Annotated in this window: 14 protein-coding genes; 7 read left to right on the forward strand and 7 right to left on the reverse strand. The window is 46.6% G+C overall.

The genetic code is table 11. The features are described 5' to 3' along the window. Nucleotides 1-232 precede the first annotated feature (232 nt). Complete coding sequence (locus tag A4R26_RS15070) at nucleotides 233-2,860, forward strand: S8 family serine peptidase (protein ID WP_165760279.1); 2,628 nt, start codon at nucleotides 233-235, stop codon at nucleotides 2,858-2,860. A gap of 224 nt (nucleotides 2,861-3,084) precedes the next feature. Here the strand turns inward: A4R26_RS15070 and rpsG are convergent, their stop codons facing one another. From rpsG to A4R26_RS15085, 3 genes are all read right to left on the reverse strand, one after another. Beyond that, nucleotides 3,085-3,552, reverse strand: coding sequence for a 30S ribosomal protein S7 (gene rpsG, locus A4R26_RS15075; protein WP_081164578.1), 468 nt, complete (start codon nucleotides 3,550-3,552; stop codon nucleotides 3,085-3,087). Between the two features lie 29 nt (nucleotides 3,553-3,581). Then, nucleotides 3,582-3,962 (reverse strand): 30S ribosomal protein S12, encoded by a 381-nt coding sequence (rpsL, locus tag A4R26_RS15080; protein WP_014220863.1) that lies wholly within the window; start codon nucleotides 3,960-3,962, stop codon nucleotides 3,582-3,584. 208 nt (nucleotides 3,963-4,170) lie between these two features. Beyond that, entirely contained in the window at nucleotides 4,171-5,235 is a 1,065-nt protein-coding gene (locus tag A4R26_RS15085; protein ID WP_081164579.1) for a branched-chain amino acid aminotransferase, read from the reverse strand. A gap of 130 nt (nucleotides 5,236-5,365) precedes the next feature. Here A4R26_RS15085 and A4R26_RS15090 point away from each other — a divergent pair, with 130 nt between their 5' ends. From A4R26_RS15090 to A4R26_RS15110, 5 genes are all read left to right on the forward strand, one after another. Next, nucleotides 5,366-5,974 carry a hypothetical protein gene (locus tag A4R26_RS15090; RefSeq protein WP_081164580.1) on the forward strand — a complete coding sequence of 203 codons (609 nt, stop codon included), beginning with the start codon at nucleotides 5,366-5,368 and terminating at the stop codon, nucleotides 5,972-5,974. A gap of 70 nt (nucleotides 5,975-6,044) precedes the next feature. After that, the gene (gene rdgB / locus A4R26_RS15095; RefSeq protein WP_081164581.1) at nucleotides 6,045-6,635 is read left to right on the forward strand and encodes an RdgB/HAM1 family non-canonical purine NTP pyrophosphatase; all 591 of its coding nucleotides are present in this window, start codon (nucleotides 6,045-6,047) and stop codon (nucleotides 6,633-6,635) included. A 148-nt stretch (nucleotides 6,636-6,783) separates the two neighbouring features. Next, nucleotides 6,784-7,362, forward strand: a complete 579-nt coding sequence (locus A4R26_RS15100) for an RNA polymerase sigma factor (RefSeq protein ID WP_081164582.1) — start codon at nucleotides 6,784-6,786, stop codon at nucleotides 7,360-7,362. Between the two features lie 8 nt (nucleotides 7,363-7,370). Next, nucleotides 7,371-8,408: a hypothetical protein gene (locus A4R26_RS15105; protein WP_081164583.1), complete on the forward strand. Its 1,038-nt coding sequence runs from the start codon at nucleotides 7,371-7,373 to the stop codon at nucleotides 8,406-8,408. 44 nt (nucleotides 8,409-8,452) lie between these two features. Then, entirely contained in the window at nucleotides 8,453-8,884 is a 432-nt protein-coding gene (locus A4R26_RS15110) for an acyl-CoA thioesterase (RefSeq protein WP_081164584.1), read from the forward strand. A gap of 216 nt (nucleotides 8,885-9,100) precedes the next feature. Here A4R26_RS15110 and A4R26_RS15115 read toward each other — a convergent pair whose 3' ends face one another. The 3 genes from A4R26_RS15115 to A4R26_RS15125 form a co-directional block, all read right to left on the reverse strand. After that, nucleotides 9,101-9,835, reverse strand: a complete 735-nt coding sequence (locus A4R26_RS15115) for a shikimate dehydrogenase family protein (RefSeq protein WP_081164585.1) — start codon at nucleotides 9,833-9,835, stop codon at nucleotides 9,101-9,103. A gap of 198 nt (nucleotides 9,836-10,033) precedes the next feature. Then, nucleotides 10,034-10,807, reverse strand: a complete 774-nt coding sequence (locus A4R26_RS15120; protein ID WP_081164586.1) for a phosphosulfolactate synthase — start codon at nucleotides 10,805-10,807, stop codon at nucleotides 10,034-10,036. Nucleotides 10,808-11,139: 332 nt separating this feature from the next. Next, on the reverse strand, nucleotides 11,140-12,555 hold the full coding sequence (locus A4R26_RS15125) for a tetratricopeptide repeat protein (RefSeq protein ID WP_081164587.1): 1,416 nt from the start codon (nucleotides 12,553-12,555) through the stop codon (nucleotides 11,140-11,142). A 363-nt stretch (nucleotides 12,556-12,918) separates the two neighbouring features. On the opposite strand from A4R26_RS15125, the gene A4R26_RS15130 reads away from it, so the two are divergent. Then, nucleotides 12,919-13,281: a hypothetical protein gene (locus A4R26_RS15130; RefSeq protein WP_081164588.1), complete on the forward strand. Its 363-nt coding sequence runs from the start codon at nucleotides 12,919-12,921 to the stop codon at nucleotides 13,279-13,281. A 20-nt stretch (nucleotides 13,282-13,301) separates the two neighbouring features. Here A4R26_RS15130 and A4R26_RS15135 read toward each other — a convergent pair whose 3' ends face one another. Then, nucleotides 13,302-13,967, reverse strand: a complete 666-nt coding sequence (locus A4R26_RS15135) for a hypothetical protein (RefSeq protein ID WP_081164589.1) — start codon at nucleotides 13,965-13,967, stop codon at nucleotides 13,302-13,304. Between the last annotated feature and the right edge of the window lie 170 nt (nucleotides 13,968-14,137).

The raw sequence follows: 14,137 nt of genomic DNA on the forward strand, positions 1-14,137 counted from the left end.
TAATTTCAATTTAATAAATTTTATAACATAACGCTTAAATAAATTAAGCAACGGGGTTGCATAAGATGTATATTATACCCATCAGCCGGGAATGGTTCTCAGCAACATGTAATAAGAAATTGTTTTAAATCAACTTAGGATGCCCGGTAGTGTTAGTAAATTTTCAATGCTGCGGCTTTGTTATTTATCGATCTGCGTAAGGCCATCATTTCCAAATTTTGTAGATTGTATCATGAAACAAACCAGGCTTCTGCTGCTTATCCTTGTTTTAACCGTACAACAACTACAGGCGCAACAGGCTATTTCGGTTACCAGCCGCAAGCTGTCGCCCGTGCTTCAAAACAACCGCAAACTGCTCGCCAATAAACAGCCACAGGTTTTCTGGATCGTAACATCGAACACCGATTCTGCCCGAAACTATTTTATCGATAAAAAATTACCACTTACCATCCTTCAGGAACATGCAGGCGGCTTACTGGTGGTATCGGCAAAGGGCCCTTTCATTGATTCAACCATCCTGTCACTGCCCTTTGTTCGCTTTGTGGATGTTCCCCGCCAGCCGTATGAAGAGCTGGCCTTAAACCCGTTCGACAACAGCTTAAACACCATCAACCTGGTGCATAGCCGTTTCCCTAATTTGAACGGTAATAACATGGTCGTTTCGGTAAAAGAAAATAAACCCGATACAGCCGACATCGATTTCCGCGGCCGTTATATTTCCACCCCGCTTAGCTCTGAACTCATTTCATCACACGCCTCCTATATGTGCACCATCATTGCAGGTGGCGGAAACACCTTTCATACCGGCGGCGGTGTTGTTCCCTCTGCCTCCATTATTTCATCGAATTTCGCCACCCTCCTCCCCGATGGCGATAACATATACAAACAATACGGGGTTTCTGTACAGAACCATTCCTATGGCACCGGCCTCGAAAATTACTATGGCGCCGATGCGGCTGCTTACGACGCCAGCACCATCAATAACCCCGGACTGCTGCATGTTTTTTCATCGGGCAATTCGGGCAACCACACAAGTACCGGTGCGTATGCCGGAATACCCGATGTGGCTAACCTTACCGGCAGTTTCAAAATGGCGAAGAACATCCTGACGGTTGGGGCCGCCGATTCGTTTGGCAACGTTTCGTACCTCAGCTCAAGAGGCCCGGCATACGATGGCCGCATAAAGCCCGAACTGATAGCCTTTGGCGAAGACGGCAGCTCAGGGGCAGCCGCTCACACCTCGGGCGCTGTGGCGCTGTTACAACAGTATTATAAAGAAAAGAACGGCGGCAGCCTGCCCCCGTCAGCGTTGTTAAAGGCCGTGCTGGTGAATGGCGCCGATGACCGGGGAACAAATGGGCCCGACTTTCAAAATGGTTTTGGCACTTTGAACACATACAATGCACTGCAGGCGCTCGTGAACGACCGCTTTTTTTCCGGCGCCGTATCGCAAAGCGGCACGCAAACCTATACTATTACGGTTCCGGCCAATACCAGGCTATTGAAATTAACCATTTGCTGGACCGACCCTGCCGCCGCAGCCAATGCCCCCAAAGCCCTGATCAACGATGTGAATATGGAACTGGTGAATAACGGTAACTCGCAACGCTGGTTACCCTGGGTGCTGAACCACACAGCCAACCTGAACGCCCTGCTGTCGCCTGCGGTTCGCAAAAAAGATTCGCTTAATAATATAGAACAGATCACGCTCGACAATCCCCCGGCCGGCAGCTATACCATCAGGGTAAATGGATTTTCGATTCCTTCAGGCAGTCAGTCGTTTTTTATCGCCTGGCAGGCGCAGGCGGCCGATCAGTTCCAATGGCAATACCCCACATCGGTTGATTATGCAAAAGGCGGTGAAGCCAACCTGCTTCGCTGGTCAAGCACCTTCACCAACAACACGGGTTTGCTGCAGTTCAGTATCGACAAAGGCCTCACCTGGCAAACGATCGATAATGGTACGGCGCTGGCAACAGGCAGGTTGTACTGGCAGGCCCCTGAAACTTACAGCGCCGCCCTGCTGCGGATGACCATCAACGGACAAACATTTACGTCCGACACCTTCACCATCTCCGTTCCGCCTGCAGTACGCGTGGGGTTTAGCTGTGCCGATTCGGCTATGTTGTACTGGAACAAAATACCCGGTATACAATCATACACAGTTTACCGCCTTGGCGAAAAATACCTGCAGCCGATGGTAACAGCGGCCGATACCAGTGTTATCATCAGGCAGCCGGGTAACCTGTTATGGTATACCATTGCACCGGTAATAAGCAGTACCCGCGAGGGCATGAAAGCATATACCATCAATTTTCGTACACAGGGAGTTGACTGCTACCTGAAATACTTTCTCGCCGACCTGCAGAACGGGAATACGGGTTGGCTAACGGCTTCCATCGGCACTTTGCTGAATGTAAAAAGCATAACGTTCGAGAAACTGGTGAACAGGGAATGGCAGCCGCTGCAAACCATTCAGCCGGTAACAACGCCCGAATTTGAAGCGGCCGACAATAAACTGGCCGATGGCGTAAATACATATCGCGTTAAAGTTACCCTCACGAACGGGTTGTCTGTCAACAGCGAACCGCAAAGCATTTATTATTTCCTTACTACCCGCTATCTTATTTTCCCCAACCCGGTAAGCGCAACCGGCACCATGTCGGTGTTCACCAAAGAAGAACCGGAGAACGGCACCTGGCTGTTCCTGTTCAATACCCTGGGGCAAAAAGCATTGCAATACCGGTTAACGCAAACAGTGGAGAATATTCCCATGAACCGGCTTAAAGCGGGGATCTATTTTGTGATCATACAGAAAAACGGGAAGAAGGAGTTTTCAGGCAGGGTTATGGTAAGGTAATGGCCTGAGCATTGCCTGGGAATGGCCTGAGTATTGCCTGGGAATGGCCTTGCACACATACATCCCTGTAGGATACCTGTAGGATTCGTGTACAATGTCGAGGCCATATCGCTGCCATCAGGCTACAAGTCTGTTTACTATTCTGCCCTTATGTGGCCCGAAAACAAACTAAAAAACCCACCGGGAAACCGGTGGGTGTATATGGTAAGATGTACTTATCAGTGTTATACGCGGAAGTGAGCGAAAGCCTTGTTAGCTTCAGCCATACGGTGCGTGTCTTCTTTCTTTTTGTAAGCACCGCCTTCACCCTTGCTGGCTGCGATGATCTCGTTAGCCAGTTTTTCCGACATGCTGCGACCGTTTCTTTCGCGGCTGTAGCGGATCAACCACTTCATGCTGAGAGAAACCTTTCTGTCTGCACGAACTTCGGCAGGGATCTGGAAAGTAGCACCACCAATTCTACGGCTGCGTACTTCTACGGCAGGCGTAACATTGCTGAGGGCTTTTTTCCATATTTCGTACCCGTTTTCACCGGTTGTTTTAGACACGCGGTCCAATGCGGTATAGAACAGGTTGAAAGCTGTATTCTTTTTTCCTTCCCACATGAGGTTGTTGATGAACCTTGTCACCATCAAATCATTATACCTGGCATCAGGCGCTAAGGGAATCTTTTTGACTTTTGTCTTCCTCATTTATAAAAATTTGTAGAGCGTCTTACTAATTATTTTTTAGCCTTTTCCTTTTTAGTTCCGTATTTGGAACGGCTTTGTTTACGGTCTTTAACACCTGCAGTATCAAGGCTACCGCGAACGATGTGGTAACGTACACCTGGTAAGTCTTTCACACGACCACCGCGCACCAGCACAATTGAGTGCTCCTGCAGGTTGTGACCTTCACCGGGGATGTAGGCAATCACCTCAACTTTGTTTGTTAAACGAACTTTAGCCACTTTGCGCAAAGCTGAGTTAGGCTTTTTAGGAGTGGTTGTATAAACACGGGTGCACACACCACGACGGAAAGGACAGGAGTCTAAAGCTCTTGACTTGCTTTTAGCCTTAATGATTTCTCTTCCTTTTCTTACCAATTGTTGTATAGTAGGCATTCTGAACCTTTTGATTTTGGGACGGCAAAGTTAAGCGGATAAAATTTATAACCAAAAAAATCACGTTCATTTTTCCCGGATAATGTGGATAAACCACCCGGTTCGTGCAAAATAAACGGAAAACGAGGAATTTTACCCGTAAAAATCATTCAAAAATGGTCAAAAAAGACCTCCGGCGGGGAGGTCTTATCCAAATATTATTTAATGCTTACACACTGACCATCCACCCGTATTTATCCGGGGCATGACCTTCGCGAATGGCATCGAGGCGGTTTTTGATCTCCGCGGTCACCGTAAATTTTTGCGTGTCGAAGCTCATGGCAAAATCCTTGTACTTCAGTTCCCGGATCAGCGAAACGGTGGCGGCGGTACCCGTACCAAACACTTCGCGCAGTTCCCCGGCCTTATAGGCTTCTATCAACATATCGATCGACACGGGCCTTTCTTCCACCTTAAGCCCCATTTCTTCCAAAATGGTCATTACGCTGTCGCGGGTTACGCCTGCCAGAATGGTGCCCGGCGTCAGATCGGGCGTAACCGCCGTATCCCCGATCACAAAGAAAACGTTCATGGTGCCGGCTTCCTGTACATATTTATGCTCATATACATCGGTCCATAAAACCTGGTCGAACCCCTGCTTTTTGGCCTGGGCCGTCACATACATGGCCGAACCGTAGTTGCCGGCGGCCTTGGCCTGCCCTACCCCACCCGGGGCGGCACGGGTATAAGTTTCTTCTACCTTTATACGCATGGGCGTACTGTAGTAAGGGCCCGTGGGCGCCAAAATGATCATGAACTTATAATTTTCCGAAGGGCGCACACCGATCATTTCGTCTGAAGAGAACATGAACGGGCGAATGTACAGCGAGTGGTCGTGCATGGCGGGGATCCAGTTGCTGTCAAGTGCAATCAGTTGCCGCATACCTTCGATAAAGATATCTTCAGGCACAGTAGGCATCTCCATGCGGGCGGCAGATAAATTGAATCGTTTATAATTGTCATATGGCCTGAAAATAAATGCCTCACCTGCCTCATTCTTATAGGCTTTTATGCCTTCGAAAATGGACTGCCCGTAATGTAGGGCGGCCAGTGAAGGGCTTACCATCAGCGGCTGGTAGGGCTTTATTTCAACATTTTTCCATTCACCATTGATGTAATCCGCTTCCAGCATGTGATCGGTAAAGGTTCGGCCAAACGGAATGTCTTTGAGCGTAATTTCAGGTAACCTGCTACGTTCAACTTTTGTAACAGGGATACTATAAGCTTCAACCATAATCAAGTATTTTTGAGCCGCAAATAAACAAATAAACTTTGGGGCTGTCAAATAAATTACTAACAAGTGTTCGTATAACAGTTTGCGCCTGATTACCGATATTTGTTTGATTAGGAATCTATTGCACAAAATGAGCTTATCTAATATAAAATTACCGGGCTTTGTAATTGCCGATCTGTACCGGAATACGCTGATCCAGCCTTCGGCTGCCGATGGGTTTCAGCCGCTTCCGGAAACAGCGGTTGCCGAACCCGGGCCGGCAGCGGTTGAAAAACAACCTGTTGCCAAGCCACCGGTACAGGAACCAGTTACAGCCAAAACGCCCGGTTTGGCCGATCTGCCGCCTTATAAGATCCTTGGGAATAATAAAAAACAGATCACTGTCGTGGTAAACTGCCCGCAAGACGTTTTTGTTCCAGAAGGCGACCTGCAGTTCCTGACAAAAATGCTCGACGCCTGTAAGCTGAACATGGCCGATGTGGCCATCGTAAACCATGCCACCGCCGCGGTAACCATCGACAGGGTGAAAGTTCAGTTACAGCCCCGGTTCCTGTTGTTATTTGGGGTAGAACCTGATGAAATTCAGCTTCCTATAAATTTTCCGGCGTTCAAGGAGCAACCTTATGCCGGTACAACCTACCTGTTTACACCGGCGCTTAGCCAGTTGAACCAGGATACCGATGTGGCAAAAGGATTGAAGAAGAAGTTGTGGGAATGTTTGAAACGGATGTTTTTATAGCCAATGTGATAATTTGATAATATGCTAATGTGATAATGAAATACATCCATTAGTTGATATATCGTTAATAATGAAACTAATTTTCGCTACCAATAATCAACATAAAGTCGAAGAAATTCAGGCAGCGATCGGCGATCAGCTTGAAGTGATCAGCCTTAAACAGGCCGGTATCGATATCGATATTCCCGAACCGCACGATACGCTGGAAGCAAACGCTTCTGAAAAATCGCGCACCATTCACCAGCTTACCGGCGGGCATTGCTTCAGCGAGGATACGGGGCTCGAAGTGGAAGCCCTGAACGGCGAACCCGGCGTTAAAAGCGCCCGTTATGCCGGGGAGGATAAAGCTTTCGACAAAAATGTGGAGAAATTATTGAATAAACTGGGCAATTCAGATCACAGGAAAGCGCGTTTTCGTACGGTAATTTCGCTGATCTGGGAAGGAAAGGAATGGCTTTTTGAAGGCATTTGTGAAGGCGTGATCACCCGGGAACCAGCAGGTACGGGTGGTTTTGGCTACGACCCGGTGTTTATACCGGCCGGCGGCGACCGCACTTTTGCCCAAATGACCATGGCCGAAAAGAACGGGATCAGTCATCGCAAAAAAGCAGCTGCTAAACTTGTACTATTTTTGCAGGAACAGGTACTGAAAACACGATAGTTTAACGCTTAAGGCTAAAGGCTTAACACGCAACGCAGCTTCCCAAAACGGGTTCTTCTCGAATATTCTGGAACAGCCCGAAATCCGGGGTGCAGCGTTCAGGGTTCAGCATTTAGCGTTTTACTTTTAAATATTAGATTAAAATTTTTTGGAGCCAAAAAGCAACTATACGATTTCTGAATCCGACTTAATAAAAGGATGTATCGCCGGAGAAAGGCGCATGCAGGAAGAATTGTATCACCGCTTTTCTCCCAAAATGTACGCGGTATGTTTGCGATATGCCAGCAATGTAGAGGATGCACAGGATCTGCTGCAGGAAGGTTTCATTAAAATCTACAGGAACTTACACCATTTCAGGGCAGAAGGCTCCTTCGAAGGCTGGATCAGGCGGGTATTTGTAAATACCTCAATTGAACATTTCCGGAAGAAATCGACCAAATTGTCGATGGTTACCGAAAAGGAAGAGGGAACGATTGAAGATACCGACATAACCGCCCTTGAAAGCCTGGCAGAAAAAGACATTATAAAAATTGTTCAGGAATTATCACCCGGCTACCGGGCAGTATTCAACCTGTACGTGGTAGAGGGGTATTCGCATAAAGAGATCGGTGATATGCTGGGAATAAGTGAAGGAACCAGCAAATCGCAACTGGCGCGGGCCAAATCAGTTTTACAAAAAAAGGTCGCTCAATATTTAAGCGACACACAAAAATCCTACACCCGGTAACCGTAAATATGGCAACGAATATTAAACATACGCTCTATAACCTGGAAGTTCCGCCTCCACCCGGCGTATGGCCTCACATTGAGTCGAGGCTCGATGCTGAATTTGATGCCGCTGAACTTCCCGTTGCACAAAAAATGCACGATATTTCGGTAACGCCGCCCCCCGGCGTATGGGCCGATATTACCGTCCAACTGGATACGGAATTAAAGGCAGATGAAGCTTCCGTTGGCCAAAAAATGTATGAGCTGCTTGTAACGCCGCCCGCAGCCGTTTGGAAAAAGATCGCCGCCCGCTTACCCCGGCAACCTGCCAAAAAAGAAGGCCGGCTTATTTCCATGCATAGCCGTAAAGCCATTGCCGCCGCCGCTGCCATGGTTTTACTTGCCATCGGCGCCTGGTATTTTTCAGCCAAAAACAATTCAACTGATATCGCCACCGTAACGCCGCAGGAGCAACCCTCACCTGTCAGTGACCGCTCCCCGGCCCGGTTACGCACCATGGATACTGAAATTGGCGAACGCCCGGTTGAGCGGGAACAGCTGAGCCAAAAGCCGCTGGCTGCTTTAACCGATGTAGAAACCAACATCATTAACCGGAAATACGGCAACCGCCATGGCGCCCGCCGTACTGCCTGGTACGATTATCAGCCCATAGCCACCAGCTATTCAGGTATGGATGATGTGCAGGTCGATTTCACGGAGAACAACAACCCAACGGTTGAGGCCCCGCTTATCCGCGATGCCAAAGGCCAGGTCATCCTTGATAAAAAACTCATTTCACCCGATGATTGTTATATCACCGTTACCAGCCCCAACGGTGAACAAACCCGTATTTCTTCCAAATTCCTGCATATCATCAGCGCCATCAACCAGGATGTGGAACCGCAGGATGAGTTCGACCTCATGACCCGCGAAAGCAGCCTGTGGAAGATCCGCTTCAGCGAATGGAAAGAAAAATTCCTGCATCAGGCATCCTTCGTTCCTACCGCTACCAGTTTTACCGACATTCTCGAATTGAGAGATCTGTTGGTTGCGGATGAGGAATAAAATGAGAAATGAAGCATTAGAAAGGAGCAATACTCTAATAAACCATGGCCAGAATAAAAGTTGAACTACCTGAGCAATTCACATTTTCCACCGCCATCCCTGTACGCATTACCGATCTTAACTACGGTAAACATGTTGGCAACGACACCATTCTCTCTATGATCCATGAAGCGCGGGTACAATACCTGAGGCAACTGGGCTATGGCGAACTCGATCTGGCGGGCGTTGGGCTCATCATGAGCGATGTGGCCATCGAATTCAAAAGCGAACTGTTCTATGGCGATGAAGTGCTCGTTTCCGTAAAAGCGGGCGACTTTTCAAAAATATCTTTCGACCTGTATTATAAACTCGAAAAACGCGCCGGCGACAAAACCGTACCGGTAGCCGTTGCCAAAACCGGCATGGTTTGTTACGATTACAGTAAAAAGAAAGTTACTGCCATCCCAACAGAGGTTGTTGAAAAATTGAAACTTTGATCAATATGGCATGAAGGCATAGAGGCAACGAGAAAAGTTGGAAAGCCAAAACATCAAACGCCAGTGGGCTTAACGAAAATTGCATTTGCTTATAGCTTGCTGCTTGAAGCTGTTTTTAGCATTCATGCATAACTGTATTCCATTAGCACATTAGCAAATCAGCACATTAGCATATTCAGCTGTATTCCATTATCACATTATCGAATTATCACATTATCACATTGACCAGATCCTCCAACTTTCCTCCGCCTGAATAATAAGCATATCATGCCCGTTTTTGATAGCAGCCCCCTGCTCCTCCCCTTTTTGCAGAAATAAGGTCTTATCAGGATTATAAACCAGATCGAACAGGTAATGCTTTGGCGTAAGCGCCTGGTAAGGCAACGCCGGGCATTCATTGACGTTGGGGTACATGCCGAGCGGACTGGTATTGATGATCACCTCATGTTCTTGTATAACGGTTTCATCAACCTGCTGGTACGAGAGTTGTCGGGCGTTACCTGGTGTGCGGGATACTTCATAAAAGGCGATGCCCAGTTTATCAAGCACATAATGCACGGCTTTGGCAGCGCCGCCGGTGCCCAGCACCAGCGCCTTCCTGTGATGCGGCTGCAACAAAGGCCGTAATGATTCTTCAAAACCAACCACATCGGTATTGTGGCCGGTGAGCATACCATTTTCTATCCTTATGCAATTACAGGCTCCTATAGATTTGACCACATTACTTTGGGCGGAGAGAAAGGGAATTACTTTTTCCTTATAAGGGATGGTAACGTTAAGGCCGTTCAGGCCGGGTTGGCTTTGAATAAGCGCAGCAAATTCATCGATAGTTTCCAGCGGGAAATTCTCATACACGCAATCCGTGATGCCTTCCCGCCGGAACTTTTCAGTAAAATATTTCTGGGAAAATGAATGGCTTAAAGGGTAGCCAATCAAGCCATATCTTCTCATTGTTGAAGTGTTTAACTATTGTTTGCCCCGCTAATTTCAGTCGTGAAACGTGAAACGGCAAACGTGAAAGTTACCAGTTACCGGGTACCAGTTACCAGGTTCGCCTTGAAGCCGGCTGCCTGTATTTCCCGGAAACAGGGAACCGGAAACCGGTAACTGTAACCTTATAAACGTTACATTATGAATTCATCAACCTTCCTACTTCTTCTCCACTCCATTCAGGAACAAATTGAACGTATCGCCGCGCAAACCAATACGCATCGTTTCCAAAGGAATTACTTCGGTGGGTGCAATATTACCCAGGTTTACGTTACAGCCCAGCAGCTCGATAAAATACAATTGCTGTGCTTTTTGCGGCGCTTCCCAAAGGATCTTTTCACCGGGAATTTGTGTAAGGATCTCCTGTACCAGGCCTTCACGCACTTCACCGCTTCCGCGGTAAATACCTACGTTGCCGGCTTCACGGGCTTCGGCGATCACATACGATGAACCGGCGTCCAGTTCGGCGCGCATCAGTTCAATCCATTTGTAAGGGGGAATAATGTGGGCAGCATCTTTACTTCCAACTTCACTCAACACCGTTCCGTGCTTTGCCAGCTTTTCAATATAACCGCATTTTTCAGCGTGCGGGATATTGATAGATCCGTCGCTCACCTCCATATAAGTTATACCATAATCTTTACAAACACTGATATAATCATTGAACTGGTTACGGATCAGGAACGCCTCAAACAAAGTGCCACCAAAATAAACGGGAATGTCGTACGATTTGTAAACTTCGATCTTTTCGCGCAGGTTCGGTGTTACGAAGGATGTACCAAAGCCGAGCTTTACGATATCGATGTGGGGGTGTCCGACACTCATCATATTCTGCGCTTCCGGAATGCTCAGGCCTTTGTCCATTACCATTGTAATGCCGCTATTGCGTGGTTTCTTTATCCTTTCGGGAATCTGTGTGAGGTTAAAATTCATTCCTTGTTTTTTTGTGCAACGATTTTTAAAGCAGCCGCAAAAATAATGGAATCAATTGACAATTGACAATGAGAACCAACAGGCAATAGGCAATTGGCAAAGGGCAAAACAATTAGCAAGTAACAAGTGCAAATAGACAAACCATCCACCCCGAAAAACCATCAGGCTACCAAAAGCATTTGTTAAAATGGATTTAAATTCAGCCTTTAACACAATAAAGCCGCAACAGGTTCGTGACCGGTCGCGGCTTCCATCTTTTATTTATTAGGTAGCATGCCTGCTTGCAGCGAGGCCTGCAGTATGATCTTTGCCTATTGTCTATTGCTTATTGCCTACTTGTTCTTCTTATGATGCGCTATTACCTCTATTACCAGCTGATGCCGTAAAACAGCGGGGTTCAGGTGTATCAGCTTCTTCAACAACCTGGGTGAGGCGGTAAGCGCCGCTTCAAGTTGTAACAGGGCTTCCTTGGTTTTGCCCAATGCCAGGTAAATAGCGCTGAGGTAATATATAAAGATCGGTTTCGATTCGGTGATCTTGATAGCCGCTTTGGCCTGTTCAAGCGCTTCTTCGTAAAACTCGCCCTGGTACAAACAGCGGATCAGCGCCTCCCAGCTGGAGATATTACGCGGCCTTTGCCGTACTACATTAGAAAAATATTGTATAGCTTCTTTGTAATCGCCCAGCTGCATCTTGCATTCTCCCATCGCCAGGTTGTACTCCGGTTGCAAACGGTGGATCTGCATGGCGCTTTCAAGCTGTTTAACAGCCATGGACCATTGCTCCTCATTAATATAGGTACAGGCTATTTTATAATACAGCTTGCTATCGCCCTGGTTCAGGTGCGAAGCCTTGCGGTAATAGAAGCGGGCCTGTGCAAAGTTCTTCATGCGGTCGTAGCAGTGGCCAATTGCTTCGTAGATCACATCTTCGGGGCGCGACAGCTCCAGCACTTTTTCCAGCACTTCTATGGCATCCCTGTATTTCCGTAACCGGATAAAAGCGTCGCCCATATTACGGTAGGCATAATCGAACTTCTCGTCGATAGCCACGGCATACTTGTAGGCGTCGATGGCTTTTTCATATAGTTTCAATCCCTGGAAAGCCGCTGCCAGGTTAAACCAGGCCAGCTCGCTGTATGGGTTTTCCTCTATGATCTGGTTATGCAGGGTAATGCTTTCTTCATTGCGGCCGGTAAAGTCGGTCCAGAAACAGATCTTGTACAATGCTTCCTCATTGTTGGGCTCCTGTTCCAGAATAAGTTTCAGGCAGTCGAAGATCTTATCGAATTCCTCGTAATCATCATACACATCGGCCAGTTCGAACAGCAACTCTATCCGTTCCTGGCCATCGAACAACTGCAGGGCATTTTCCAACAGTTCTACCGCCTTTTCCTGCTGATCGAGCGCCAGGTAAACATCTGTTTTTAAAATGTACAGGTTGATATCGTTGCTATCGAGTAATTCTGCGTGGTCGAGTATTTCGAGGGCGTCGTTATAATGCCGGGTAGCTATTAACAGATCGGCCTTTTTAATAAGCAAAGCTGAGGAATAGGGGTATTGTTCAATGCCCATTTCAGCGGCTTCCAGTGCCTGCGGCAGGTCTTCTACATCATCAAAGTAATCGATAATCTTTTCAAATGCTTCTTCCTCAAGGAAAGAATTGCCACGACCCGCTTTCAGATTCTGGAACTGCTTAACTAACTCCCTGATTTCTTCATTATCCTGACGAAACGGATTTTCTCTCATTTATTTAAATAGTAGGTTAATGTAAAATAGGATTTTCACTGGTGTATACCAATTTTAATTTTTGACACATGTGGACAATAATTATAACTACTTACCTGTAGGTAATTGTAGTATTTATTCTATCCGCGGCTAAACCGGATGGAAGGAGCGGAAAAACATTTACAGCTGGATAACAGCGTTTTACAGATAGAAACCAAAAAATTGTAAAAAAACCAACCCTTTCTTTATGAAATCCGTAACATTTATGTGTCTTAATCGTTAAGGGATATATAAACTTTAATCTCAACGGTTAAAAAAAACTAAATATTTTTTTATATTTTTGTACTCAATATGCAAGTGAACTCTACGCTAAAACTTAACCACATGCTTAAAAAGACCATCATCAGTTGTGCGATGATCGGGGCATTTGCGCTTGCGCTGGCCAGCAGCGGAGGTGGTGATAAAAAGAAAGCAGAGGCGCTTCGCAAACCCGATTTCACTCCAATCAGAACGACCAATGGCTTCACGCTGAAAGCAGGTCCTGCTTACACAGGCAGCCGCACCTTCAGCAGTGTGCGCTCCAACAACTTCATTACACGCAGTACTGTAGTGACTTATCAGCAAGGCAATAAGGTGTTCATTCTGCCTTATAACAGAAGCCGGGTAGTAAATACTACTCCCGATAAATCATCTTACAATCGCAACAACCTGAACGCTTTTGATCTGAAGATCCGGTTACGTAAATAATCAAACCGGTTTTATTCAGCTCAATTATTGACGTTCATTTTTTTACTCTCTTCATAGGTCATTTCGCGGTAGCCTGATTTAGGTATGTCGAATTTTGAAGCCGGTACGGGGTTCAGATTGATTTTTGATACCGTGTACTTGATGGTGAGTTTTCCCTGCACCAGCTCATATTCCAGCGGCAGGCCGTTCAGGTTCTTGAAAAGGTACTCATAATCTTTGTTCTCCGGCACAATATCCGGCGTATAAAACACTGAAAACGTAGTTCCGTCGGGGAAAGTGGCCACCGCTTTTATACAGTTATAACCCGCAATGGTCTTTGTTTCGCTGGTATTGGCGAATGTTATCCCATCGTAGCGTTTATTGGCTTCAGCCCAGTTCTCACTGGTCATCCTGGTAAGTAGCTTCTGCCCGCTCACTTCTTTCAATACAACCGAGGTACCCGCCTTGGAATCGTGAATGGCCGCCGATGAAAAGATGGCGCTGGCTATTTCGGCACGGCTCATATTGCCCTTTATATATATCGTTTTGGTATGCCCGTCAAAGGCATCGGCCAGCTTAGGCTCTTTGCTTCCGCTTGAAATACTGGCATCGTATACCAACGTAAGCTCGCCCACCTTACGCTGCGCATTGGCAGTATAAAGTGTTCCAAAACAACTAACTAACAGTATTACAATATGTTTTTTCATGATCTGGGGTTCTAAATAATAGCAAGATGATCACAAGCCGATAATAGTTGCTATGTAAAATACAAAGACAAGGTAAATTTTGAAAAGTAAACTCGTGGTTTATTGATAATTATGTTAAAAATGAAGCTTTTATGACCAGAGAACCGAAGTAAGAGGTAAGAAGTAGGAAG

The sequence above is a fragment of the Niastella populi genome, from assembly GCF_002078015.1.
Lineage (GTDB): Bacteria > Bacteroidota > Bacteroidia > Chitinophagales > Chitinophagaceae > Niastella > Niastella populi.